Source organism: Paenibacillus sp. 2003, from assembly GCF_031455635.1.
GTDB classification, from domain to species: Bacteria; Bacillota; Bacilli; order Paenibacillales; family Paenibacillaceae; genus Paenibacillus; species Paenibacillus amylolyticus_B.
Genome location: NZ_JAVDTB010000001.1, coordinates 2,722,175 through 2,746,707, shown reverse-complemented (window position 1 = coordinate 2,746,707; position 24,533 = coordinate 2,722,175). Strand labels below are relative to the sequence as shown.

Genomic DNA, 24,533 nt, shown 5'->3' with positions numbered 1-24,533 from the left:
GGCACAGGCGACAGTATGTCAGAACTGAGAAACCCGCTGCCAGCGGCCGTAAAAATATGTGGACTTCAGGACGTTGAAGTGCTAAAATCGATGATAAACTTGCCTGTGGATTACATTGGTGTTGTTTTTGCCAAATCACGCCGTCGAATCGAACCTGAGCAGGCTGCTGCATTAAGAACGGTGTTGTTCGAATGGTCTACCTATGATCGGCCGAAGCTTGCAGGTGTATTTGTGAATCCTACGCTCGAAGAGTTGGAACACACTATGGAGATTGCTCACCTGGATGTTATTCAACTGCATGGACAGGAGACTGCGGAATTTTGCCAGCAGGTGAAGAAGCGGTGGAATGCCAGAGTGTTCAAAGTTTTTTCTTTTCCCAAAGATGAAACGGGACCGGAAGCTGATGATGCAGCCATAAGGGCTCTTGATACTTACGATAAATTCGTGGATGCGATATTACTTGATACCCATGATCCTCTATATGGAGGGGGCTCCGGGAAAACGTTTGCCTGGGAGCGAATCCCTGCCTATGCTGAATGGGCAAAAAGTCGCGAAATTGCTCTGTTCGTTGCAGGTGGTTTGCAGCCGGACAATGTACAACAACTAATACAGACATATGCACCTTTCGGCGTCGATGTATCCAGCGGCGTGGAGACTGAAGGTGTGAAGGATATTGCCAAAATTACAGCATTCGTAGAAAGGGTGAAGCAGGCATGACACATCAATTGCCGGATCAACACGGGCGTTTCGGTCACTTCGGAGGCCGCTTTGTACCTGAGACACTAATGAACGCACTCATAGAGTTGGAGGAGGCATATAGCCACTTCTCTGAAGATGAGGAATTCAACAAGGAACTGAACTATCTGCTAAGCGAGTATTCTGGACGTGAAACACCATTGTATCATGCAGAGCAATTATCACGCCGATTGGGCGGACCGAAAATTTATCTGAAACGTGAAGATCTTAATCATACAGGAGCGCACAAAATTAATAACGCCATTGGACAAGGTTTGCTTGCCAAACGGATGGGCAAAAAGAAAGTTATTGCCGAAACAGGTGCAGGTCAACATGGCGTTGCAACGGCAACCGTAGCCGCATTGCTTGGATTGGAATGCAAAGTATTTATGGGCGAAGAAGATACAGAGCGTCAACAGTTAAACGTATTTCGGATGAAGCTGCTCGGAGCAGAAGTGATTCCGGTTACGTCCGGAACACGGACACTGAAGGATGCTGGTAATGAAGCTCTTCGCTACTGGGTCAGCAATGTGGAGGATACGTTCTATGTGCTCGGATCAGTGGTTGGTCCTCATCCATATCCGATGATGGTGCGGAATTTCCAACGTGTGATTGGTGATGAGACCCGTCGTCAGATTCAGGAGATCGAAGGGCGTTTGCCGGATGTAATTGTAGCAGCTGTCGGTGGAGGAAGTAATGCGATCGGTATGTTCTATCCATTTATCGGTGATCAGGATGTGAAGCTTGTTGGTGTTGAAGCCGCAGGCAAAGGGGTCGAAACCGAGTATCACGCTGCGACGATGACCAAAGGTACGCATGGTGTATTTCAGGGATCTATGAGTTACCTGTTGCAGGATGAGTATGGACAGGTTCAGCCAGCGCATTCCATCTCGGCCGGACTTGATTATCCGGGTGTTGGTCCAGAGCATTCCTATCTCAAGGATATTGAACGGGCAAAATATGTACCGATCACCGATCAGGAAGCATTGGATGCCCTGCAACTCCTATGTCGGACGGAGGGAATCATTCCTGCTCTGGAGTCTGCACATGCGGTAGCCCAAGTTGTCAAACTGGCGCCTGAACTTACAGCAGATGATATTGTAGTCATTTGTCTGTCGGGACGTGGAGACAAGGATGTTGAATCCATCATGAAATACACGGGAGGTGACTTGGGATGAATCTGATGGACCAGACCTTCCAGCAATTGAAGGAACAGAATCGCACGGCACTTATTCCATTCTTAACCGTGGGGGACCCGGATGTGGACACAACGATTGATATCATCAAGGAGCTTGAACAGGCTGGAGCGGATATTTTGGAATTGGGTGTTCCCTATTCCGATCCGCTTGCGGATGGCCCAGTCATTCAGCGTGCTTCCGAACGTGCGCTGAAAAGCCAGATTACCATTCGTACTGTTATGGAAACCGCGGCAAAAGCTCGTAAGGCAGGTGTGAAACTGCCGTTTGTACTGTTCACCTATTATAATCCGGTATTGCAGACAGGACTGGATGTATTCTTTGATGAATTGGTCAAACACGATATTAGTGGCATGATCATTCCGGACCTGCCGATTGAGGAAGCGGAAGAGGTGCGAGAACGCGCAAATCGTGCTGGTGTGCATCTGGTGCCGCTTGTTGCACCTACATCTAATGCCCGGATTGAGCGGATTGTAACGGGAGCGAGTGGCTTTATCTATTGTGTATCTTCTCTTGGCGTAACCGGAGAGAGAGCTTCTTTCTTTGATGGCGTTGAAAGCTTCATTGAGACGGTGAAAAGTCTGACAGACCTCCCTATAGCGGTAGGTTTTGGTATCTCCAGTCATGAGCAGGTGGCACATTTCTCCCGCATCTGCGATGGCGTTGTTGTAGGTAGTGCCATTGTTCGTCAGGTGGAAGATGCGATTCCTCTGCTTGAAAATCCGGATACGCGTGCAGCAGGACTGTTGCAAATTCGCAACTTTGTGGCACAATTAAAGGGATAGGGATGTCCTGAAAGGACATCTTTTGGACACGTGAGGTGCATGATGATTCGTGTCTAACATTATTTCAATAACAGGAGGCGGTCGGGTTGAAACCGAAATCCCAGATTGTCAATCTGCCTGTGTACCAGCCGGGCAAACCGATTGAAGAAGTGAAACGTGAACTGGGGCTTGAACAAGTCATCAAGCTGGCCTCCAACGAAAACCCGTACGGCAGTTCTCCTGCCGCCCTGGAAGCCATTACGAGAGAAATGACTAATATAAGCATATACCCAGACGGTAGCTCGGTTGAGCTGACGGGAGTTCTTGCCAAGCATCTTGGCGTTGAACGGAACAACTTAATATTTGGTTGTGGTTCCGATGAGATTATTGCTTTGATCACAAGAGCTTTCTTCTTGCCGGGTGACGAGACCATCATGGCAGATCAGACATTCTCCGTATATAAAAGCAATGCAGATATTGAGGGTGCCGTGACCATCGAAGTGCCTCTGAAAGATGGCACGCATGATCTGAGCGCGATGCTCGCGCAAATTAACGACAAAACCAAAGCAGTATGGGTGTGTAATCCAAATAATCCGACAGGTACGATTATCTCCGAGCAGGAACTTACAGCCTTTATGGACCGTGTGCCTGCTCATGTGATGGTCATACTGGACGAAGCTTATTATGAATTCGTAACCGATGAAGCATATCCGCAAAGCGTACCATTGATCGAACGGTATCCGAACTTGGTCATACTGCGGACATTTTCCAAAATTTACGGTTTGGCTTCACTCCGGATCGGGTACGGCATTGCACGTCCCGAAATTATTGATTTGATTAACCGTGTACGTGAACCGTTTAACACCTCCCGTTTTGGACAGGTTGCGGCAACCGCTGCACTACTGGATCAGGATTTTGTTCAAGAGTGCTCGAAGCGGAATGCAACGGATCGGGATTACCTGCAAAATGAATTTACACGGTTGGGATTGTCATATTTCCCTTCACAGGGTAATTTCATTATGGTTGATCTGGATATGCCTTCAGCAATTGCGTTCCAATCCTTGCTCAAACAAGGCATTATCGTTCGCCCAGGATTCCACGTATACCCAACTTACATTCGTGTGTCCGTCGGAACATCAGAACAGAACCGTGCTTTTGTCACGGCACTGGAGAACACGCTGGCTGAGAAGGCGGTAGCACGCCCTTAAAACTGGCGATGAAAGAGTGAGGACCCATGAAACTAAAAATTGCAATGATTGGTGTAGGACTCATCGGCGGTTCACTGGCGCTCTGCTTCAAAGGCAAGCCAGATGTAACCGTGATGGGCTACGCCCACTTGGATGAACTGAAGGACAAGTACATAGCGAGCGGTGTAGTGGATGATGCTACGCTCTCTCTGGAAGAAGCGGTAGACGATGCCGACTTTATTTTTTTGTGCGTTCCCGTAGGTTTGCTTGAATCCTATTTCGAAAAGCTCTCCAAGCTGCCATTGAAAAAAGGATGTATCATCACGGACGTAGGAAGCACTAAAGCTTCCATTGCCGCATGTGCCGAGCATGTGCGGTTGACTGACGCTTACTTCATTGGTGGTCATCCTATGGCGGGGTCGGAGCGTGCAGGCGTAGATGCGGCCTCAGCTGTGTTGTTTGAGAATGCATACTATGTCTTAACCCCTTCAGAACATGTACCTGAGGAAGCCTACAGCAGGCTGTCTGAGCTGCTTGCGTATACGCGGGCACAGATCGTGCGTGTGGAGCCTCTGCTGCACGATGACATCGTGGGGGCGATTAGTCATCTGCCACATGTTATTGCTGTTGCGCTGGTGAATCAGGTGCGTGAATATAATGAGTCGAATCCACTGTATAAAATGCTGGCTGCAGGTGGTTTTCGGGATATTACCCGGATTGCGTCCAGTGATGCGATTGTGTGGAGAGATATCTTGCTTAGCAACCGTGATGTACTGCTGGGCTTGCTTAAGGACTGGAATAGCCAGATGACGGCCTTTACGGATATGCTGGAGCATAAGAACGGTGAAGGCATAGAGGAGGCATTCCGTCAGGCCCGCGAGTTCCGTAGTATATTACCAGAACGACGCAAAGGCATGATTTCGCCTTTATTTGATCTATATACTGATGTCCAGGATGCACCGGGTATGATCGGTAAGATCGCAACTGAGCTTGGTGCGAATGATATCAACTTGAGCAACTTGGAGATTATCGAAAACCGGGTGGATGTGCCGGGTATTATGCGTCTGTCTTTCCGTCAGGAAGAAGATATGGAACGAGCCAAGACGTTATTGGATTCCTTAGGCTATCAAGTGTGGATATAAGACGTGAAAGGGGGCGAAAGCCCTCTTTTTTGTGAGGTAATATTGAAGTTCATATTTAATTTTCAGTCACGGATCAAAGAGGGTTTTATATAGGAATTATATAAATATTAACATATCAATATCTTTTTAAAGACAAAAAAAAGACCGCTTACAAAAGCGGCCATTGCTCACGTGGAGCAATACAGTTATTGGATAGGAGTGGAGAGAAACCATACTGTACCCTTATTATATGTATACGTTTTCATTTTGTCAACACTTTCAGTAAAATTGTTCGAATTAATTATATCTTTCGGTAATTCAGGATAATAACTCCTTTTTTTAGGGATACCTTAGATCAAAAAAATATCACATTTTTGTAACCTTTTCAGTACGTCGTCCGTCTATATAAGAGAGGCTCACCAAAAAGGCTCAAAATGAAGTCATGAACGTGAAAATGACTGCATATGAATGACAGGTCGGGTTCTGTGGATGCCAATGGATTTGCCAGGATGATGCAGACCGTTGTACAATAATACTGTTAATGTAGAAACGTTGGGGAAATTGCCATTACATAGGGGAATTTGGCGGGAAGGCCAGTTATGGCGCTGAACGCTTTTTATATGCGGTGAGAACCGCAACTTTTTTGTGCCTGTTCGGTAATACATGGATAGAGTCGAACGGGGAGAAGCACATGGATGGGCGAGGAGGGGTCGCACTCAAATGACGGATTCCCAGTTGATTCGAGAGATCAAGGAAGGTAACCTGGAGTTATATTCCGAGCTGATGAGTCGTTATCAGCGTAAAATACTGGCTTTCGTATATCATATGTTGAAAAGTTCCAATATGGAGCTGCTTGCGGAAGATCTCTGTTCTGAGACTTTCTATAAGGCGTTCCGCAGTCTGCACTCTTTCCGTGAGGTGGATGCCTCATTCTCAACCTGGTTATATACCATTGCGAGAAATACGGTACTGAGTGAGCTTCGCAAACAGCGCAGCGGAAATGTCCCACTTGAAGAGAGCGGGATTGTTCCCGTTGCTCCTTCGGAGAATACACCGGAGTATGCTGTACTACGCAGCGAGCGGGTGATGCTGGTTAGGGATGCGATTAACAATTTACCGGAGAAGCAGCGTTCTGCGATTATACTCCGTGAGTATGATCAACTAGACTACCAAGAGATTGCGAATATTCTTGGGCAGAGCGTCAGTTCTGTGAAATCGCTATTATTCAGAGCAAGATCAAGCGTAAAAACTCAATTGGAACCTTATTTCTTCGAACCGGTGTACGAGCCATATGAAGGGATGAAGAACCGATGAATTGCAATGAAGCCCAGGAACTGTTTGCACTGGTCTGGGACTTGCCGGAAACTCATCCTCAGCGGATTGCATTTCATGCTCATCTCGCTGGTTGTGAAGAGTGCTCCGAGCAGTTTGAGGTCTGGGAAGAAGCTCAGATCTTGCTGCACAGCATTCCGGTTCCAGTGACAGAACAACAAGCAGAGAGAGTGAACCGTAACGTGATGGACCGGATCTATGCGGAGTCTCCATGGTTACTGCCGGAAGAGGTAAAGGTTAATCGTTTCTCTGCTGTGATCCGCAAGCATATGTCTTTGTGGATTGCCGCGTTCCTGGCTATTTTTTTATGCAGCTTTCTGTATATGGCAATGTTTAAGCCAGACGTATCAGAAGCTGAGCAAACCAAAGTTGTTACTACGGGTATCCTGGAGACAGGGGTTGCCGGAAGCGGACCATCGTCCTCTGGAATGTATCAGTACAACATGACTGGAGCGGACAGAGGAAGTATCATAGAACCTTTTGTTGTGAGCATGGGACCTGCTTATCCGCAGTATTGGATGGCACTCTCTTTACTTGCAATAGGAATGGCGTTATTTTCTCTTGGACGTATGCATCGAACAACGAATAAACGCAAACAAGGTGCGAGTGCATAGGTAATAACCTTTCGTTCGCCGTGTGGAGAAATGAGGGATGTAAGTGCGAATCGGGCTTATTCGTCACGGTCTTACAGACTGGAATGCGGCGGGCCGTATACAGGGTCAGACGGATATTCCTCTGAATGGAGAAGGTCGTGAACAGGCAGAGCGCCTGGGAAGACGTCTGCTGAAGGAAGAATACCAATGGGACTATATCATCACAAGTGGATTATCGCGGGCACAGGAAACAGGGGAGATTATCTCCAAGCTGTTGAATGTACCTTTGCTTGAGCCGGACGCACGGTTGAAAGAAAGGGCTTTTGGTCAGATTGAAGGTCTGACTTCAGAAGAACGGGTTGCCCGTTGGGGCCAAGCCTGGGAGACATTGGACTTGGGACAGGAGCAGATAGCGGATATCCAGATTCGTGCACTGGCGTTTCTGGAAGATCTATGGTCTGCCTATTCGGACCAAAACGTACTCATTGTCACTCACGGAGCTTTCTTGGCCAACCTGTTAACAGCCTTGTTTAAAGATCGGTATACAGAACGGATTGGAAACCTGTCACTGACGATCCTGGAAAAGGAACGTGATGACTGGAGTCCGCTGTTATATAATTGCACACGACATCTGTCTTTGGACACTGCGAAACAACCTGAGTAATCCAACTTGGGTTGTTTTTTTGCATTTTATGGGGAAATAAAGACTTTATATGATTTCAAACCTCTCATTTTTCTTCTGATTGACCAACTTGGGGCATAGTATGGTTTAAAACATAAAAGATTTCCAAAAAGAGGTTTAGATTATGGGAATTCCGTCAACGATGTTTACAAAACCAAACTATTTCAGGCTCCGAATCATCAGTCGAAGTAGTTAACGGGCGAGGCGATGGACCCATGAATCTAGCGGATATGCTTACTTTTGCCGATATTGGCCAGCTTAATCGAATAGCAGACTATTACCAATGTGAATGCAAGCCCAATTCCAAACACGAACTCATCCAGAGTATTCTCACTACATTGGGCAGCAGACCCTTTTTTGAGCAGCAGGTACGTCAACTGAATCAAGCAGATCAGCGCTTTTTGAACAACTTGTTGTTTGATCCTCGCCAGTATTATGGTATGGAAGAACTCATTGCCATAGCCCGTCAATCGATGGACAAAAAGGAGAGTGAGGCTGGCGCGAGTCCACGTGATCTCATCGTTCGCTTTAATAAGAGTGGATGGTTGTTCAATGGGACAACGCAGCAGACCAGGTATTTGTATCAGGTACCCCAGGATCTGAAATTAAGATTCAGGGATGTGTTATCCACACATCTGCGAGCAGGGATTACCAAAACAACGGAACCACCCATGTATCGGGATGAATATCATCTCTTAGCGGATGATCTCAAGTTGTTCCTGCAGTTTGTCCAGCAGCACGAGATTGCCCTTAACGCTGAAGGAATGATGTACCGTCGCTCTCAACAGCAGATTATGGAGCATCTGCACATTAGTGAGGAATTGGTGGGCAAAGGTGGATGGAGATTCGGATATGGCCGTTCCTTCAAGGATTACCCGGATCGTTTTGCACTTCTCTACGACTATGCATTTCACCATCGGCTGGTTCGGGAGGAGCAAGGCACGCTGAAGCTATCACCAGCTGGAGAAGACAAGCTGGGGGCAGAGAAAACAGCCGAAATGATACAGCTATTTAGGTTTTGGTTAAGATTGTATAAAGGTGCTATTCCCAATCTGTCCTCTATTGTGTACTGGACAGGCGAATGTGCCCAGGAATGGTCAACCGCCGAGTCGCTGTTTCGTCAGATCGGTCCATTCATTCAGCCGTTCTATTATGATACGGCCGAGGCCATCTATGATAACAGAATTGTTAAAATGATGTTGCATCTTGGCATGGTCCGTATTGGGGAACATGAGGAAGGCAGGACTATACAAATGACAGCCTGGGGCACACGTCTTGCTGCATCCTGTCGCTCCATCTCAGGAGACATTACACCTATTATGTTTGACAAGTGAAGGACAAGTTGCTAAAATCACTCCCAAATTAAGGAGTGATAATAATAATGATAATTCCATACAAAGGTCTACAACCTCAGTTACACCCTTCGGTATATATGGCTGAAGGTGCAAAACTGATCGGTGATTTGAGAATGGGAGAAGAGTCTTCCGTCTGGTTCAATGCAGTCCTGCGGGCTGATTTGGCACCTATTATCATTGGAAAGCGCTGTAATATTCAAGATAACGTTGTCGGGCATGTCAATACTGATCAACCTTTGATTGTGGGAGATGATGTTTCAGTAGGACATACAGCGATCATTCATGGTTGTTGTATTGGAACAGGATCATTAATCGGCATGGGAGCCATTCTGCTGAATGGAGCCGACATTGGCGAATATACGCTGATTGGAGCCGGTTCTGTTGTTACTGAGAATAGTAATATTCCGCCCTATACTCTTGCTTTGGGGACACCTGCCAAAGTGATACGTGAGCTGACTGATGCCGATCTGGAGCGGATGTCCAGAACTTCACTGGGTTATGTTACCAAAGGAAAAGAATATAGGAGCTCTTAAATCCGTTTTGGAGGTGCATCCTATTGGATAAAATGAAAGTTACGTATGAAGTCATGTTGGGGCTGGCAGCTGAGATGGTGTGGGACGAAGCGCTTCGCAAACAGCGCAGCGAGAAGCTCTATTTGGAAATCGATAAAGCGTTAGCTACCGGAGACGAAGTAGCTTTCCGGAGTCTGACGGATGAACTGAGGACCATAAACTGATAGGCAAAATATATCCTTTCTGAGATAAAAGGGAATGCGCAGAGGCGTATTTCCTTTTTTGATATGTGTAATTCTGAAATGAATGTCTGGATTTATAAGATATGGTCATATATAATATGGGAATAAAATGGATAGAGAGGGGATATAGGGAATTGAAATTCAGTGAGATGACTCAAGACAGCTGGGCTGAACTGCAACTCTATCTGGATACATGCCTTATTCCATACACAGCTATTAGCGGTGAGCAGTCGCCAGTTGAAGCTACCGAGGCATTGGAGCGGCTGAGAGATTTTCTGGACATGGTCGAAATTCCCTTCAAAGGGAGAATCATGACTTATCCAGCCTTTCATTATGCTAATTCGGAATTGTCAATGACATTAAATTCCTTGTCCGCACAGCTTAAATCCTCAGGATTCAAATATGTGGTTATTATGTCATCAGATGGTCATTTGGATGGCGTGGACATTCCATCTGCTGATCTGGTTTTGAGTCGGTCCGTCTTAACTCATGAGGTTGGAGAAGAAGGGATTGCGAGATTTGTAGGGGAAAAGATACGAGAGTTGTGGAAAAAATAGTTTTTAGCGACAAATGTGACAACTTTACAACAATTTTTTAATAACGCTTACAATTGAACCTTAAAAATGTGTGACAAATTCTTGACGGTGTTCTAGGGCTACTATATGATTATGTATGTTCTAGTAAGTCGTGGAATTTATGAAAATGAAAACGTTTGAGAGAGTTGGCTGAAAAAGGGGGTTGGAGACAGTATGAGCAGTGAGCATGACCACGAAGCTTCATTGAAATTGCCAAGCCGCATGGAGATGTCACGCAGGCAGTTCTTGACGTACACGCTTGGTGGAGCTACAGCCTACATGGCCGCCGGTGCAATCCTTCCTATGGTCCGTTTTGCGGTGGACCCGATTTTGCAACATAAGGGAGAAGGCACCTCTGTCAAAGTAGCTGAAATCAGCAAAATTACGAATGAGCCTCAAGAATTCACCTTTGAACTTAAACAACAGGATGGTTGGTATCTGAGTAATGCATCGTTAGTGGCGTGGATTCGCAAAGACGAGCAGGGTAAAATTTATGCACTCTCACCTATCTGTAAACATCTGGGATGTACAGTAGGCTGGAATAGTGACAAGCAATACCCTGACGAGTATCATTGCCCCTGCCATGGCGCGCACTATGACAAGGAAGGGAAGAATCTTGCCGTAGCCCCCAAACCGCTGGATGAGTACGTAGTCAAGGAAGAGCAGGGTTGGGTATATCTGGGCGACATTGTTCCGAACACCCGAGTGAATTAGGAGGCGTGAACGCAGATGTTTAAAAATGTCTATGACTGGATTGACGAGCGTCTTGACATCACGCCAATCTGGCGGGACGTTGCGGATCATGAAGTTCCAGAGCATGTAAATCCGGCTCATCACTTTTCCGCATTCGTGTACTGCTTTGGTGGATTGACGTTCTTTATTACTGTTATTCAGATTTTGTCAGGCATGTTCCTGACCATGTATTACGTACCTGATATTATCAATGCCTACGCAAGTGTGGAGTATCTGCAGACCAAAGTAGCCTTCGGCCAAATTGTTCGCGGCATGCACCACTGGGGAGCCAGTCTGGTTATCGTAATGATGTTCTTACATACGATGCGTGTGTTCTTTACAGGCTCTTACAAGGCACCGCGTGAAATGAACTGGGTTGTCGGCATGCTGATCTTTTTCGTCATGTTGGGCCTGGGGCTGACAGGGTACTTGTTGCCATGGGATAACAAAGCCTATTTTGCAACAAAAGTAACACTGGAGATTGCCAATACGGTTCCTTGGCTGGGACCGATTATTAAAGAATTCCTGCAAGGCGGTACGATTGTTGGTGCACAGACACTAACCCGATTCTTTGCCCTGCACGTATTCTTCCTCCCCGCTGTGCTTCTGGTGCTTCTGGTCGGACACTTTATCATGATCCGCAGACAGGGCATTTCGGGACCACTATAAACTGAGAAGGGAGGAATCGCAATGGCTCACGGACATAAGAAGGATGATGAGGAAAAGGTTATCTTTGTCGGTGATTCACGGGTCCGTAAAGGGGCGGGATTTATTACCCCGCCTGATTACACGGCGTATCCCGGCAAATCAGAAGCCTTTATTCCCAACTTCCTGCTGAAAGAATGGATGGTTGGTGTCGTTGTATTGGTGGGGATTCTGGTTCTCACGATCTCAGAACCTGCACCTTTGGGCTATCCGGCCAATCCGAGCGCATCCGTAATTCCTATGCCGGACTGGTACTTCCTTTTTCTGTATCAGTACTTGAAGTATCCATACGCATCGGGCGATTACGTTCTGCTCGGGGTACTGGGGGTCAGCGGAGTCGCTTTCGGAGCTTTGCTGCTGGCACCATTTCTGGACACAGGCAAGGAGCGGCGTTTCTATAAGCGCCCCATTGCTTCATCACTGATGATTTTGTCGGTCATTTCTGTATTCTACCTGACGAATGTAGCGTGGACGCACTATGAGCATGAGTTGGAAGCAAGTGGACAGAAGCCTGAACATATTCAACGTGAAGAAGAAGCACTGGAGAGGCGTGAACAGGGGCTCCCACCAGTTTCCAATGCACCTGGACAACAAGAAGAAGTTGCGATCGTGGAACAGGATGATCCTGCAATGGAAACGTACAAGAAGGCTGGGTGTATTGGCTGCCATGCGGCTGATATGAAGGGAGCAACTGGACCTTCACTTCGAGGTGTGGGTGACAAGCACAGCCAGGAAGAGATTCTGACCATTATTAAAGAAGGCTACAATGCAATGCAGCCTCAGTACAATAATGCTATTGCTCAAGGCGTTACGGATGAAGAGATTACTCATCTGACCGAATGGCTTGCGAAACAGAAAGCAGAACAGTAAAATCGAAATAACCAATGAAACCTGATCGTTTATGCGGTCAGGTTTTTTTTGAAGTGTTTTTTTTGAACAGCACTGTATCGTGCACAATATGTGATGAAGGAAGGGGCAGGGAATGTGGCTTTATCGTATTTCTGGAGTAGGGAATTTCTGACCAATCGTTATTTCCTGTGGCTATTATTTTGGTGTAATGCGGTAGGAACGGTGTACGGATACATCTGGTACGGAGAGCAAATGAAACTGACGCTGGCTGAGCAGCCGGTGTGGCAGATCGTATTTGTGCCGGATAGCCCAACAGCGAGTTTGTTTTTTACTTTAGCGTTGTTATGGGTCTTGTACCCACCACGGTCCATCATTATCAAACGGATCGGTCATGTGATTCAGGCGCTTGCCGTAGTCACATCTGTGAAATATGGCGTATGGGCCGTGTCCATTATTTTCGCTGGGTGGATGCAAGGCGGTACACAGCACTGGCAAGACTGGATGTTGATTGCTTCGCATAGTGCAATGTCCATTGAAGCTCTTATTTATGTACGCTTTTTCGGCTTCCGCTGGGCTTCCCTTGTCGTTGCAGGTCTCTGGACGCTGTTGAACGATACGATGGATTATACATATGATATTTACCCTTGGTTACCAGGTTCCCTCTATGATCATGTAGATGGTGTACGTAATTTCACATTCGGACTGACACTGGTGAGCATTCTGTGCGCGTGGCTAGCCTTAAGACAAGCGAAACGAACCTGATATCCGATCTTGAGCTTGTTCTAATGAACTGTCCCCCGCCATACATTGGTGGTGGGAGGGATGTCCATGAAGAGAACGTTTGGGATCAAAACTGGATTACTGGTGGTATCGTTCATGGCTCTGTTGCTTTGGACGAACTTAGCATATCGTGTATCCGCGCAAAGTGAAGCATTAAATTCGAATTCAGATCAGCAAGTGTCCACAAGCAATTCAATTGCACAACTGAATGAGGAAGCAGCCATATTGTATCGGCAGGCGCTCGAGAATAATATTGAAGAAGTGCGAGGCAGCATTCTGCGTATAAGTAAAAGTCTGGAGCATATCTCTTTTGAGGGACAAACGACAGTTGAGGGCATTCACGCCTTGTCCGAAACCATTGTTGAAGTGAAACAAGCCGTTGTGAGGGTGAAAAATGACGATGCTTCTCTTCAGCAGTCCTCTGCCAAACTCAGACTTGCAGCAGATAGTCTCGCGAATCCAACCAAGCCTTTATGGCTTCAGTATTATAAAATCGTGAAAAACGATCTGGACGCTTTATCCGCTGCTACAAATCAAGGGCAAACTGCGGCCGTACTGGCAAACCGTTACACCGTTCTGGAGGAGCATTATGAGACGATTCGTCCTGCCGCACTGATTCGCCGTGAACCGTATGAGATTGCTCAGATGGACGCCTGGTTATCTCATACCAAAGGGCTTACCGCTGCAAAGCAGCCTGATCTGGCTCAGTTAAAGAGCATGGTGGGCCACGGGGAGGAGCTGGTGAACCAGTTATTTGGTCGCGAAAAGGACGAGAGTGCCTTTGTACCGTTTGTACAAGGCCCTGATCGCAGGGCAGCCGGGCTGTTGATAAGTTCGGTCATTGTGGCGACGCTAAGTTACGCCGGATATCGTAAATATCGTGCACAGCAGCAGGGGGTTTTTCCTTTTCGGCGTTAATCGGATATGAATTTGATCGTGGTATATAAAAAAAGACCTCTTTCCACATGAACAGCCACGCTAACGGCTCTTCATGTAAAAAGAGGTTTTCTTGTAGTTTCTGTGTTATATCAGCTTTCTTTGAATCCTTCGCCATGTACATCGTGAACATCGCTGATGATGACAAATGCTCTGGGGTCAATGGAACGTACAATCGTCTGCAATCGCCTGAACTCTTGCCTGGAGATCACGCAGTAGGCCATGTGTTTGGCCTGTTTAGAGTATGCACCAATCGCTGGAATGAGGGTGACGCCACGATCCATATCCCGTGTGATCTGGTCCGCAATCTCGGGTGCATGGTCACTAATGATCATAAATGCCCGGGCAGAATATGCACCTTCCTGAATAAAGTCGATGACTTTGGAAGCGATGAATACAGCTACGAGCGTATACAGAATTTTTTCTTTGGGGATGTAGATGAGAGAGAGCCCGATAATGACAAAATCAATGCCCAGTAAAACTCGACCCATACTCCATCCATACTTGCGGTTGAGAATACGGGCAATGATGTCTGAGCCACCCGTCGTTCCGCCCCAACGGAATACAATGCCAAGACCGGCTCCAAGGGTGACACCTGCATATAGTGCTGCTAACAGCAAGTCATTCTCGGTATGTAATGGTTCAATCCAGCCCAGATGAATCAACTTCTCAAACAACCATAGAAAAACGGTCAATGCCCCGATTCCGATACCCGTATAGATCATCTGTCTGCCGCCCAAAATTTTGAGCCCGATCAGAAAGAGTGGGACATTCAGAATCAAGGTTGTAAGTGAAGGTGAGATGCCAAAAGCGTAATTGATCAGCACCGTAACCCCGGTAATGCCGCCTTCCATAAGCTGATTGGGGATAATGAAATAGAGGAGCCCAAATGCATACAAGGCTGTACCCAGCACGATGGGAAGAACCAGTTTAACTTGAATCCAGGTTTTGGCAGTGCTCATAAGATCCCTCGCTGTAGATATATTAGAATGAAGAAGCAATCATTCCCATCTAGTATACCTGTTTATTGATTCTTTAAAAATGATTTGTCGCTGATGATGGTGGAAGTGAATCTAAATAACTGATATTATTAGGAACAAATACGACATCATTTCAAAAGGAGAATCCGTTCTCATGGAGAAAAGCATCGCAGAAATGCAGCGTGAGGTTGATCAGTATATCTCCCAGTTCAAGGAGGGGTATTTCAGTCCTCTGGCCATGTTGGCCCGGATGTCTGAAGAGGTTGGGGAGCTCGCCAGGGAAGTGAATCATGAATTCGGCGAGAAGCCGAAGAAATCTTCCGAAGCAGCCAATTCCATTGAACTTGAGCTTGGAGATATTTTATTTATCACGATTTGTTTTGCGAACTCACTGGGAATTGATCTGGCTGAGGCGCACGATAAAGTCATGCATAAATTTAACACCCGCGATGCCAATCGGTGGACTCCCAAAAACACCGATTAGGCGTAGATTACATATGCTGTACCATCACCCGATCGGGGAGGGTCAGCTTAATGATGAAACCGGAAGAATATATGCAGCAGGCTTACCGCTGTATATTGCAAAATGATTTTGAGCAGGCGATTCGTTGGTTCGAGTCAGCCATTCACGCTCATCCAAAACATGCGGAGTTATATTATCGCTGTTCCATTACCCACGCCCGCAGCAAACATCTGGTTCCGGCGCTTGAATATGCACGTAAGGCGGTTGAATTGTCGCCAGGAACAGAAGAGTATATTTTACATCTGCAGACATTGGAAGCAAAACAATTGACCTCCAGAGCGAAGTTGCTGTTGGAGCAGGCGGGTATTGCAACACAGGAGCGCTATGTGGAAGCGTCAACGATTCTGCAAGAAGCGGTCAAACTTGATCCGCTCTCAGTGGAAGCTCATGTTATGCTTGCGCTGGCTTACAGTGATTTGAATGAATTTGACTATGCGATTCAGGCGGTGCGTGAGGCAATTTTGCTGGACCCACAGAATGGGCAGCTGCATCAGATGTTACAGGAAATCAAGCAACGTATGAAATCCATTCAATAAGAATTCATTTTGCAAAGTTTTCTTTCGAATTGAAATGGATTCAACGATATGATCCAACATAGCGAGGAGATGCAGTCAATATGAGTGAAGTAATTAGAGTTGCCGTGATCGGAGCGGCTGGCCGTATGGGCCGTGAGGTTGTGAAATTGGTACTTCAGGACCCGGAATTGGAGCTTGCAGCGGCTGTCAACCGCTCCGGAGCAGGCACGGATGCAGGAACCCTTGTTGGTTTGCCAGAGTGTGGGGTGCTGGTGACTGATGATATCGAAATGGCTTTTGCCGAAACAAAACCGCAGGTTATGGTTGATTTTACAGTACCGCAATATGCTTTTACACATACCGAGATCGCGATCCGTCATGGAGTCAGACCTGTCATGGGTGTTACCGGCTTTACGCCGGAGCAGATTGAACAGTTGGACAAGCAATGCCAGGACAAAGGAATTGGAGGGCTTATTGCCCCTAACTTCTCGATCGGTGCCATTCTGATGATGCGATTCGCAGCACAGGCTGCCAAACATATGCCTAATGTGGAGATCATCGAATATCACGGAGATCAGAAGCTGGATGCCCCTTCCGGAACAGCGATCAAAACTGCGGAACTGATTGCTGCCAATCGGGAAGAACTTCGTCAGGGTAATCCGAATGAGGAAGAAACGATTGAAGGCTCACGCGGCGGTTATTACAACGGCTTCCGAATTCACAGTGTACGATTGCCTGGCGTATTCGCGCAGCAGGAAGTTGTTTTCGGAGACTATGGACAGTCACTCAAAATTCGGCATGACTCCTACGAGCGCGCAGGTTATATGCCTGGTGTTAAGATTGGTGTGCAAAAGGTTATGGAATATACAGGAATGATCTACGGATTTGACCACTTTATCGACTAAAGGAGATTGTCATGTTGAAAATAGCATTTATCGCCCATGATCGTAAAAAAGAAGAGATGGTTAACTTCGTGACGGCATATGAGCCTGTTTTTACGGACCATCAATTATATTCGACAGGAACGACAGGCCTTCGTATTATGGAAGGAACGTCGCTGAAGATTCATCGATTCGAATCAGGCCCATTGGGCGGAGATCAGCAGATTGGAGCTTTGGTTGCGCAAAATGAGATGGATCTGATTATTTTCCTTCGCGATCCACTGATGGCACAACCTCACGAGCCGGATATTAATGCGTTGCTGCGTCTTTGTGATGTACAGGGGATTCCACTTGCCACCAATATCGCAACCGCTGAGATTCTGGTTAAGGCTCTGGATCGTGGTGATTTTGCCTGGAGAGAGCTGGTACATAAATACAAGCCGGAGGCTGGATTGAATTCGGGTGATTCCGAATGAGTCTGGATATTCTCATCTTTGGAGCACATGCAGACGATGCGGAGATTGGTATGGGTGGAACGATTGCCAAACATACCGCTGCTGGCTTGAAAGTAGGCGTGTGTGATCTGACTCGTGCTGAGATGTCTTCCAACGGAACAGTAGAGCGCAGAACCGAGGAAGCGGAGCAAGCCTCCCGCGTCCTCGGTCTTTCGTGTCGAACGAATCTGGGGCTTCCTGATCGTGGTTTATATCTTACGCCTGAACATGTACAGGCTGTGACGGCTGAGATACGGCGTCATGCCCCTCGGATGGTGTTTGCTCCGTATTGGGAAGATCGTCATCCGGATCATGTCAATTGCAGTAAGCTTGTGCAGGAGGCTGTATTTAACGCCAAGCTTCGCAACTACATGCCGGACATGCCTGCCGTGCAGGTGAAGGAACTTTATTTTTACTTTATTAATGACATCGGGCCTACGGATTTGATTGTCGATATTACGGAACACTATGAGCAAAAAGAAGCATCATTGCTCTCTTATCGTTCCCAATTCGAACTGGGAGACGGAGCGGTCTCGACGCCATTGAATCAAGGGTATATCGAACGTGTAAGAGCCCGTGATTCCTTGCTCGGACAACGCAGTCTCATCCCGTTTGCAGAAGGTTTTGCTACAATTACACCTTACGTGGTTCATCAATTTGGCTCGGGTGCCCAATAAACGATTTCACATTTTATGTTTAATGAAACGAAGGGTTTCATTATTCCATTGCATTATATCAACCTGCATGAAGCGGGAGATCAAAGGAGCGTCCACAGGATGGATAAAAAGCTAAAAATCGGCATCACCTGTTATCCGTCCCTCGGCGGGTCTGGCGTTGTCGCAACGGAGCTGGGCAAATTACTTGCCGAACAGGGGCATCAGGTTCATTTTATTGCCAACAGTATCCCGTTCAGACTGGGTACGTTCCAGAAAAATATTTTTTATCACGAAGTTGAAGTAAATGATTATTATGTTTTCCGTTATCCTCCGTATGACCTGTCACTGGCAACAAAGATGGCTCAGGTGGCTAAGTCACAGCAGCTCGATCTGCTGCATGTTCACTATGCCGTGCCACACGCAGTATGCGCCTTTCTTGCGAAACAAATGGTAGGGGACGGCCTTAAAGTGGTTACCACGTTACACGGAACGGATATTACGGTTCTGGCTCAGGATGAATCTCTGAAGGATCTGATCCGTCTAGCCATTAATGAAAGTGACGCGGTTACTGCCGTATCACAAGATTTGATTCGGGAAACGGTCGAACTGCTGGATATTCAGCGCCCAATCGATCTAACCTATAATTTTATTGATAAACGAATATATTATCCGCGGGATGCTGCCAGTCTGCGAAGAGACTTTGCTGCGCCCGACGAAAAAATATTAATGCATATCTCCAATTTCCGACCGGTGAAGAGAACTCAGGATGTGGTAGAGGTCTTCCGTCAGGTACAGGAGCAGGTTCCTGCCAAACTGTTATTTGTTGGTGAAGGACCTGATTTGCCGAAGATGCAATGGAAAATTAATGATCTCGGGTTAAATGATAAAGTTCATTTCCTTGGCAAACAGGATGACATTGCTCAGGTCATTTCCATGGCTGACGTGTTGATGCTTCCATCGGAGAAGGAAAGTTTCGGACTTGTAGCGCTCGAAGCAATGGCTTGTGGCGTACCCACGATCGGTTCACAGGCTGGAGGAATTCCGGAACTGGTCTTACATGGTAAGACGGGTTATTTATCCGCGATCGGGGATACACAATCCATGGCCGAGAACACCATCCGTTTATTGACGGACGATCGTTTGGCTGCTGAGTTCAGGGAAGCATGTCTTCAGCGAGCGCATCACGATTTTTGCAATGATGCTATTCGGCATGAATATGAACAGATTTATTACCGGGTGTTGGGAAGGGAAGTTCCGAATCTGAAGCCGGTTTGCGGTTAATCATTTCTTTGACGAATTCATACTGTGCATACCACAACAGGCAAGAGAAGAGGTGATATGTGGTGGTTCAATGGACACAGGTAGATCGTGAAATGGCAATGCAAAGTGAGAATGTACTCACAACATTAAACAAACATGGCTACAAGGCATATTGGGTAGGTGGTTGTGTTCGTGACGAATTGATGGAACGAGTTGTAGACGATATGGATATCACGACATCTGCTTCTCCTCAGCAAGTCATGGAACTGTTTGACGATTGTATTCCTACAGGTCTGCAACACGGTACGGTTACCGTTCGTTCAGGCGGTTATTATTTTGAAGTGACCACCTTTCGAACAGAATCCGAATATCAGGATAACCGCAGACCTGCTGCGGTTCAATTTGTTCAGGATATCAAGGAAGACTTACAGCGGCGTGACTTCACAATGAACGCTCTTGCTATGGACGTCACTGGGACAATCGTTGACCCGTTTGGTGGACAGGCAGATATCAAGGAAGAGCGAGTCAGATGTGTGGGTTCTGCGATGGAACGATTTGGTGAAGATGCACTGCGGATGCTACGCTGTGTCCGGTTTGCTTCCGTATTTGATTTCAAAATTGCCCATAACACGTGGAAGGGTCTTGTAAGGCAGAAAGACCTGCTTCAACATATAGCGATGGAGCGGGTACGCACCGAGATGGTAAAAATGATGTCGGGACCGCATCCTTTAAGAGGGTTGGAGCTGTTATTCAGAAGTGATGCGCTTGCGCACATCAAAGCGCCGGTTAGCTCGGCGCGTTTTAACAAGACGTTGTTATCCAATCTGGAACAATTGTCAGGTCAGCATGTGTTACTCCGTTGGTCACTCATCCTGATTGCTGGCGGTTATAGCAAGGATGAAGCAGATGTATTATTACGTCAGTGGACATTCTCCAATGAACATCGTTCTCGAATAACAGGGGTCCTTCAGGTAGAGCAGTTGATTCATTCATCAGTTCAGGAGCAGAAGGACACGGTCAGTCTCCGTTCCGATTGGATCGTTACGGTTCTGGCTTGCGGCGTTCAGGCTGCGGATGATTGGCTTCAGATACGGTCGCTGTTGCCACAAGGGTGGAGGAATCAGTCTGAACAGGCAGAAACGCAGGTTGTTTTGGTTCAAGAGCTTGCCGGCGAATGGAGTCAATCGATCTCTGTGCATGACTTGAAAGAGCTGGATATCACAGGGGAACAAGTGTTACAAATGGTGCAGCGCAAAGGCGGGCCCTGGCTGGGTCAACTGATGAAACATTTGTTACGAGAAACAGCGATTGGAACGATAGCGAATCAGCATGAAGCACTAAGTGCAGAAGTGAAGCGGGTGGTTCAAGATGACCAAACATGAAGATCTGTTACATATGTTATTAAATGCAGAAGGACGATTCGTATCGGGTGAAGAGATTAGCCGTAATCTGTCCATCAGTCGGACCGCTGTGTGGAAACATGTGAACAAGTTGCGAGACATGGGTTATGAGTTTGAAGCTGTATCCCGCAAAGGATACCGTCTGGTAACGAAGCCGGATAGCATTGATGCTACTGGCCTCCAATTGGCACTGGATACAACCGTATTTGGCCGTAAGGCTGTTTTGTTGGCCTCGACCCTGTCTACGCAAGGGGATGTTCTCAAGCTAGCTGAGCAAGGGCAGGCAGAAGGTGCTGTGGTCATTGCGGAAGAACAAACAGGAGGAAGAGGACGTTTCGGTCGACAGTGGTTCTCTCCTCCGGGTAAAGGAATCTGGATGAGTGTCCTGATGCGCCCTGATCTACCACTTCAGCACACGCCGCAGTTAACTTTATTAACAGGAGTGGCTGTATGTCGTGCCGTTCGAGCTTGTTCAGGAGCTGATGCAGGCATCAAATGGCCAAATGATCTGTTGATTGACGGACGCAAGGTATGTGGCATATTGCTTGAATCCACGGTGGAAGATCATGAAGTCAGATACTGTATTGCAGGTATAGGTGTTGACGTGAACTTTGATCCCGAGGATTATCCGGAAGATCTTACAACTATAGCTACTTCGCTCAAGATGGAGACGGGGCAATCCGTTGATCGCACCAAACTAACGGCTGCCATTTTGACGGAGCTTGAACAGTTGTATTTTTTGTATCAAAAAGAAGGATTTGGCGTAATCTCAGCCCTATGGGAGGCCCTGTCCGTATCGATGAATCGAGAGATTACAGTGACGAATCCTCATGGTGTCATTGAAGGGAAGGCAATCGGTCTTGACCCTTCTGGAGCACTTATCGTGGAGAAGCACGATGGAGAACATACACTAATCATCTCTGGTGAGATTTCCTGGAAATCATAAACAATTTGTCGAATTTTCACTGGTAAAATGAACATAAGACGTGAAGTTTGAGCAGAACTTTGGTATACTGTGTTCGTGAGGCGATATCGGCTAATGCAGACCGAATTGCACTCCCGTAACAGTAACCTTTGTTCTGCTTTGATGTGTTTTATAAGCAGACCGCAGTGCAAGAATGAAATACGTTTAAGTGAGTTGTTGGATTCTGCTCTGAGCCGAAGAGGACCGAGACAGAAGGGACGATCGCAAGTGACTCTTTTTTGACTTTTCGGGACTTTTTAGTGGAAAACTAAAAGGTTTTTTTGTTGCGTTTATTTGAAAAGAAGAAAGGAGCCATGAGAGAAAATGGCGAACAAACAAGCGTTGAATATTGTGAAAATGAAAAAATATAAGCAGGATGGCGTGCCGCTTACGATGATCACGGCTTACGATTATCCTACAGCACTCCTAGCAGAGGAAGCAGGTATCGATCTGATCCTGGTTGGCGATTCACTTGGCAATGTAGTACTGGGTTATAATTCGACGCTTCCGGTGACCATCGACGACATGGTGTACCACACACGTTCCGTAGTGCGCGGTGCTGAGAAGACGTTTATTGTGGCTGATATGCCTTTTATGACCTATCATGGCAGCGTGGATGAGACGCTTAAGGGTGTACGTCGACTGATGCAAGAGGCGCATGCCCATGCGGTTAAAATGGAAGGCGGAGTTGAGATAGCGGACACCGTCAGAGCAGTCGTGCAAGCAGGCGTGCCTGTTCTTGGACATATCGGACTGACACCTCAATCAGTTAATCAGATTGGTGGTTACCGCATTCAGGGCAAGGATGCAGCGGATGCGAAACGTCTGATGGACGAAGCCAAGGCCTTGGAAGCTGCTGGTGCGTTTGGTATTGTGCTTGAACTGGTTACGGAAGAAGTTGCACGGGCGATCTCGGAGGAACTATCCATCCCTACCATTGGAATTGGAGCAGGACGAGGCTGTGATGGTCAGGTACTGGTATTCCATGATGTGGTTCAATACGCATCTCCGTATACGCCCAAACGTTTTGTCAAAACCTATGGAGATGTGGGTACATTAATCAGAACCAGCATCGAAGCTTACGTGAAAGAAGTGAAAGATCGTTCGTTCCCGGCCGAAGAGCATGTATTCAATGCTGCGGATGGTGTTTTGGATCAACTGTACGGCGGACAACGCAAGGAAAAGGTGGTGAGTAACTCATGAAAGTACTACGGACAATCGCAGAGTTAAGACAGGAACTAAGCTTGAAGCGTCAAGCGATTCGTTCCAATGCATCCGTTGTAGGTCTGGTACCAACAATGGGTTATCTTCATCAAGGTCATGCAAGCTTGATGCAGGCAGCCAGACAACAGAGCGATATCGTGGTATTAAGCATATTTGTTAATCCGATTCAATTTGGCCCTAATGAAGATTTTGACAGCTATCCACGGGATGAAGCCAGAGATGTGGAAACAGCACGCTCACAAGGAGTGGATATCGTATTTATTCCCTCTGTGGAAGAGATGTATCCACAGGCAACGCAAACGACGGTATCTGTCTCAAAACTGACGGAGCGCTTATGTGGTGCTTCCCGTCCGGGTCATTTTGATGGGGTAACAACTGTAGTCTCCAAGCTCTTCAACATCGTACAGCCACAGCGTGCATTTTTTGGAATGAAAGACGCTCAGCAGGTTGCGGTCATTCAACAGATGGTGAATGATTTGAATATGCCTGTAGAAATTGTACCCTGTCCAATTGTTCGCGAAGAGGATGGGCTTGCCCTCAGTTCACGAAATGTCTATCTTAGCGCTGAACAGCGTACACAGGCGTTGGTTCTGTCGAAGGCACTGCGTGTAGCTCAGGAAGCCGCAGATACAGGTGCAGCTATAAACGCCGCAGAGATCCGTCGTATTCTGCGCGAGCAGATTGCAACCTCACCGCTTGCGGTTATCGACTACGCCGAGATTCAGGCTTTTCCAAGCCTGGAGCCGCTCGCAGATCAGGAAGAAGTTCAAGGACGTGATGATCTGCTCATTGCACTTGCGGTGAAATTCGGAAAAACAAGATTGATTGACAATATAAGGTTGCAAAAATCGGAGGTACTGTCCCATGTTTAGAACACTGATGAAATCCAAAATTCACCGGGCTACGGTAACGGAAGCCAACTTGAACTATGTGGGTAGCATTACCATAGATGAAGACTTGATGGAAACATCCGACTTGATGGAAAACGAGAAAGTGCAAATTGTGAACAACAACAATGGTGCACGTCTGGAAACTTATGTGATTCCAGGACCACGCGGAAGCGGGGTCATATGTCTTAACGGCGCAGCTGCACGTCTGGTGCAGCCTGGAGATAACGTCATTATCATTTCTTACGCCATGATGTCGCAAGAAGAGGCAAATACTCACAAACCAACCGTTGTGTTTGTAGATGGACAGAATAAACCTGTACAAACGATGAAACAGGAAGTCCACGCAACAATTATGTAATCGACTGGTAAGGAGAATGAAATCGGCCCTTGAAGCAAAAAATGAGTACAGGTCACTGCACTAATCCATTTTTTCAAGGGTGGGGATGCATC

General features: G+C 46.9%; 29 protein-coding genes. 28 read left to right on the top strand and 1 reads right to left on the bottom strand.

Going from position 1 to position 24,533, the window contains the following annotated elements; all coding sequences use genetic code 11:
* Positions 1–15 precede the first annotated feature (15 nt).
* From J2X75_RS11825 to J2X75_RS11745, 17 genes are all read left to right on the top strand, one after another.
* On the top strand, positions 16–717 hold the full coding sequence (locus J2X75_RS11825; protein ID WP_310336769.1) for a phosphoribosylanthranilate isomerase: 702 nt from the start codon (positions 16–18) through the stop codon (positions 715–717).
* Complete coding sequence (gene trpB / locus J2X75_RS11820) at positions 714–1,913, top strand: tryptophan synthase subunit beta (RefSeq protein ID WP_017687714.1); 1,200 nt, start codon at positions 714–716, stop codon at positions 1,911–1,913. Before J2X75_RS11825 ends, trpB begins: the two co-directional genes overlap by 4 nt.
* The gene (trpA, locus tag J2X75_RS11815; protein WP_310336566.1) at positions 1,910–2,716 is read left to right on the top strand and encodes a tryptophan synthase subunit alpha; all 807 of its coding nucleotides are present in this window, start codon (positions 1,910–1,912) and stop codon (positions 2,714–2,716) included. Before trpB ends, trpA begins: the two co-directional genes overlap by 4 nt.
* Before the next feature lie 86 nt (positions 2,717–2,802).
* Complete coding sequence (gene hisC / locus J2X75_RS11810) at positions 2,803–3,903, top strand: histidinol-phosphate transaminase (RefSeq protein ID WP_307534835.1); 1,101 nt, start codon at positions 2,803–2,805, stop codon at positions 3,901–3,903.
* A 26-nt stretch (positions 3,904–3,929) separates the two neighbouring features.
* Entirely contained in the window at positions 3,930–5,024 is a 1,095-nt protein-coding gene (locus tag J2X75_RS11805; protein WP_124116217.1) for a prephenate dehydrogenase, read from the top strand.
* 699 nt (positions 5,025–5,723) lie between these two features.
* Positions 5,724–6,317, top strand: coding sequence for an RNA polymerase sigma factor (locus J2X75_RS11800; protein ID WP_036607662.1), 594 nt, complete (start codon positions 5,724–5,726; stop codon positions 6,315–6,317).
* On the top strand, positions 6,314–6,949 hold the full coding sequence (locus J2X75_RS11795) for an anti-sigma factor family protein (RefSeq protein WP_036607660.1): 636 nt from the start codon (positions 6,314–6,316) through the stop codon (positions 6,947–6,949). The genes J2X75_RS11800 and J2X75_RS11795 overlap by 4 nt, the downstream gene beginning before the upstream one ends.
* A 43-nt stretch (positions 6,950–6,992) precedes the next feature.
* Positions 6,993–7,592: a histidine phosphatase family protein gene (locus J2X75_RS11790; protein ID WP_307534838.1), complete on the top strand. Its 600-nt coding sequence runs from the start codon at positions 6,993–6,995 to the stop codon at positions 7,590–7,592.
* A 233-nt stretch (positions 7,593–7,825) separates the two neighbouring features.
* On the top strand, positions 7,826–8,944 hold the full coding sequence (locus J2X75_RS11785; protein ID WP_036607656.1) for a hypothetical protein: 1,119 nt from the start codon (positions 7,826–7,828) through the stop codon (positions 8,942–8,944).
* Positions 8,945–8,991: 47 nt separating this feature from the next.
* Entirely contained in the window at positions 8,992–9,498 is a 507-nt protein-coding gene (locus tag J2X75_RS11780) for a gamma carbonic anhydrase family protein (RefSeq protein ID WP_310336563.1), read from the top strand.
* Positions 9,499–9,521: 23 nt separating this feature from the next.
* Positions 9,522–9,701 carry an IDEAL domain-containing protein gene (locus J2X75_RS11775; RefSeq protein ID WP_017687723.1) on the top strand — a complete coding sequence of 60 codons (180 nt, stop codon included), beginning with the start codon at positions 9,522–9,524 and terminating at the stop codon, positions 9,699–9,701.
* 152 nt (positions 9,702–9,853) lie between these two features.
* Entirely contained in the window at positions 9,854–10,276 is a 423-nt protein-coding gene (locus J2X75_RS11770; protein ID WP_310336561.1) for a DUF2487 family protein, read from the top strand.
* Between the two features lie 192 nt (positions 10,277–10,468).
* Positions 10,469–11,008 carry a QcrA and Rieske domain-containing protein gene (locus J2X75_RS11765; protein WP_036607648.1) on the top strand — a complete coding sequence of 180 codons (540 nt, stop codon included), beginning with the start codon at positions 10,469–10,471 and terminating at the stop codon, positions 11,006–11,008.
* A 15-nt stretch (positions 11,009–11,023) separates the two neighbouring features.
* Complete coding sequence (gene qcrB, locus J2X75_RS11760) at positions 11,024–11,695, top strand: menaquinol-cytochrome c reductase cytochrome b subunit (RefSeq protein WP_017687726.1); 672 nt, start codon at positions 11,024–11,026, stop codon at positions 11,693–11,695.
* Positions 11,696–11,716: 21 nt separating this feature from the next.
* Positions 11,717–12,601, top strand: coding sequence for a menaquinol-cytochrome c reductase cytochrome b/c subunit (locus J2X75_RS11755; RefSeq protein ID WP_310336558.1), 885 nt, complete (start codon positions 11,717–11,719; stop codon positions 12,599–12,601).
* A 114-nt stretch (positions 12,602–12,715) separates the two neighbouring features.
* The gene (locus tag J2X75_RS11750) at positions 12,716–13,342 is read left to right on the top strand and encodes a DUF1405 domain-containing protein (protein WP_310336557.1); all 627 of its coding nucleotides are present in this window, start codon (positions 12,716–12,718) and stop codon (positions 13,340–13,342) included.
* A 66-nt stretch (positions 13,343–13,408) separates the two neighbouring features.
* Positions 13,409–14,278 carry a sporulation protein YpjB gene (locus J2X75_RS11745; RefSeq protein WP_310336556.1) on the top strand — a complete coding sequence of 290 codons (870 nt, stop codon included), beginning with the start codon at positions 13,409–13,411 and terminating at the stop codon, positions 14,276–14,278.
* A 110-nt stretch (positions 14,279–14,388) separates the two neighbouring features.
* Here J2X75_RS11745 and J2X75_RS11740 read toward each other — a convergent pair whose 3' ends face one another.
* On the bottom strand, positions 14,389–15,258 hold the full coding sequence (locus tag J2X75_RS11740; RefSeq protein ID WP_310336554.1) for a YitT family protein: 870 nt from the start codon (positions 15,256–15,258) through the stop codon (positions 14,389–14,391).
* Between the two features lie 172 nt (positions 15,259–15,430).
* Between J2X75_RS11740 and J2X75_RS11735 the strand changes: the two genes are divergently transcribed.
* From J2X75_RS11735 to panD, 11 genes are all read left to right on the top strand, one after another.
* The gene (locus J2X75_RS11735) at positions 15,431–15,760 is read left to right on the top strand and encodes a nucleotide pyrophosphohydrolase (protein WP_017687732.1); all 330 of its coding nucleotides are present in this window, start codon (positions 15,431–15,433) and stop codon (positions 15,758–15,760) included.
* Positions 15,761–15,810: 50 nt separating this feature from the next.
* Positions 15,811–16,335: a tetratricopeptide repeat protein gene (locus J2X75_RS11730; protein ID WP_310336551.1), complete on the top strand. Its 525-nt coding sequence runs from the start codon at positions 15,811–15,813 to the stop codon at positions 16,333–16,335.
* A gap of 80 nt (positions 16,336–16,415) precedes the next feature.
* Complete coding sequence (dapB, locus tag J2X75_RS11725; RefSeq protein ID WP_017687734.1) at positions 16,416–17,219, top strand: 4-hydroxy-tetrahydrodipicolinate reductase; 804 nt, start codon at positions 16,416–16,418, stop codon at positions 17,217–17,219.
* Between the two features lie 11 nt (positions 17,220–17,230).
* Positions 17,231–17,671: a methylglyoxal synthase gene (gene mgsA, locus J2X75_RS11720; protein ID WP_017687735.1), complete on the top strand. Its 441-nt coding sequence runs from the start codon at positions 17,231–17,233 to the stop codon at positions 17,669–17,671.
* Positions 17,668–18,366, top strand: coding sequence for a bacillithiol biosynthesis deacetylase BshB1 (gene bshB1 / locus J2X75_RS11715; RefSeq protein WP_036607631.1), 699 nt, complete (start codon positions 17,668–17,670; stop codon positions 18,364–18,366). Before mgsA ends, bshB1 begins: the two co-directional genes overlap by 4 nt.
* A gap of 99 nt (positions 18,367–18,465) precedes the next feature.
* A complete protein-coding gene (gene bshA / locus J2X75_RS11710; RefSeq protein ID WP_076209934.1) occupies positions 18,466–19,626 on the top strand; it encodes an N-acetyl-alpha-D-glucosaminyl L-malate synthase BshA in 1,161 nt (386 codons plus the stop codon).
* Positions 19,627–19,688: 62 nt separating this feature from the next.
* Positions 19,689–20,987: a CCA tRNA nucleotidyltransferase gene (locus tag J2X75_RS11705; RefSeq protein WP_310336548.1), complete on the top strand. Its 1,299-nt coding sequence runs from the start codon at positions 19,689–19,691 to the stop codon at positions 20,985–20,987.
* Positions 20,974–21,951 carry a biotin--[acetyl-CoA-carboxylase] ligase gene (locus J2X75_RS11700; protein ID WP_310336546.1) on the top strand — a complete coding sequence of 326 codons (978 nt, stop codon included), beginning with the start codon at positions 20,974–20,976 and terminating at the stop codon, positions 21,949–21,951. Before J2X75_RS11705 ends, J2X75_RS11700 begins: the two co-directional genes overlap by 14 nt.
* A gap of 342 nt (positions 21,952–22,293) precedes the next feature.
* Entirely contained in the window at positions 22,294–23,172 is an 879-nt protein-coding gene (panB, locus tag J2X75_RS11695) for a 3-methyl-2-oxobutanoate hydroxymethyltransferase (RefSeq protein ID WP_310336545.1), read from the top strand.
* Entirely contained in the window at positions 23,169–24,065 is an 897-nt protein-coding gene (gene panC / locus J2X75_RS11690; RefSeq protein WP_310336543.1) for a pantoate--beta-alanine ligase, read from the top strand. The genes panB and panC overlap by 4 nt, the downstream gene beginning before the upstream one ends.
* Positions 24,058–24,441: an aspartate 1-decarboxylase gene (panD, locus tag J2X75_RS11685; RefSeq protein ID WP_017687742.1), complete on the top strand. Its 384-nt coding sequence runs from the start codon at positions 24,058–24,060 to the stop codon at positions 24,439–24,441. Before panC ends, panD begins: the two co-directional genes overlap by 8 nt.
* Positions 24,442–24,533: the final 92 nt, after the last annotated feature.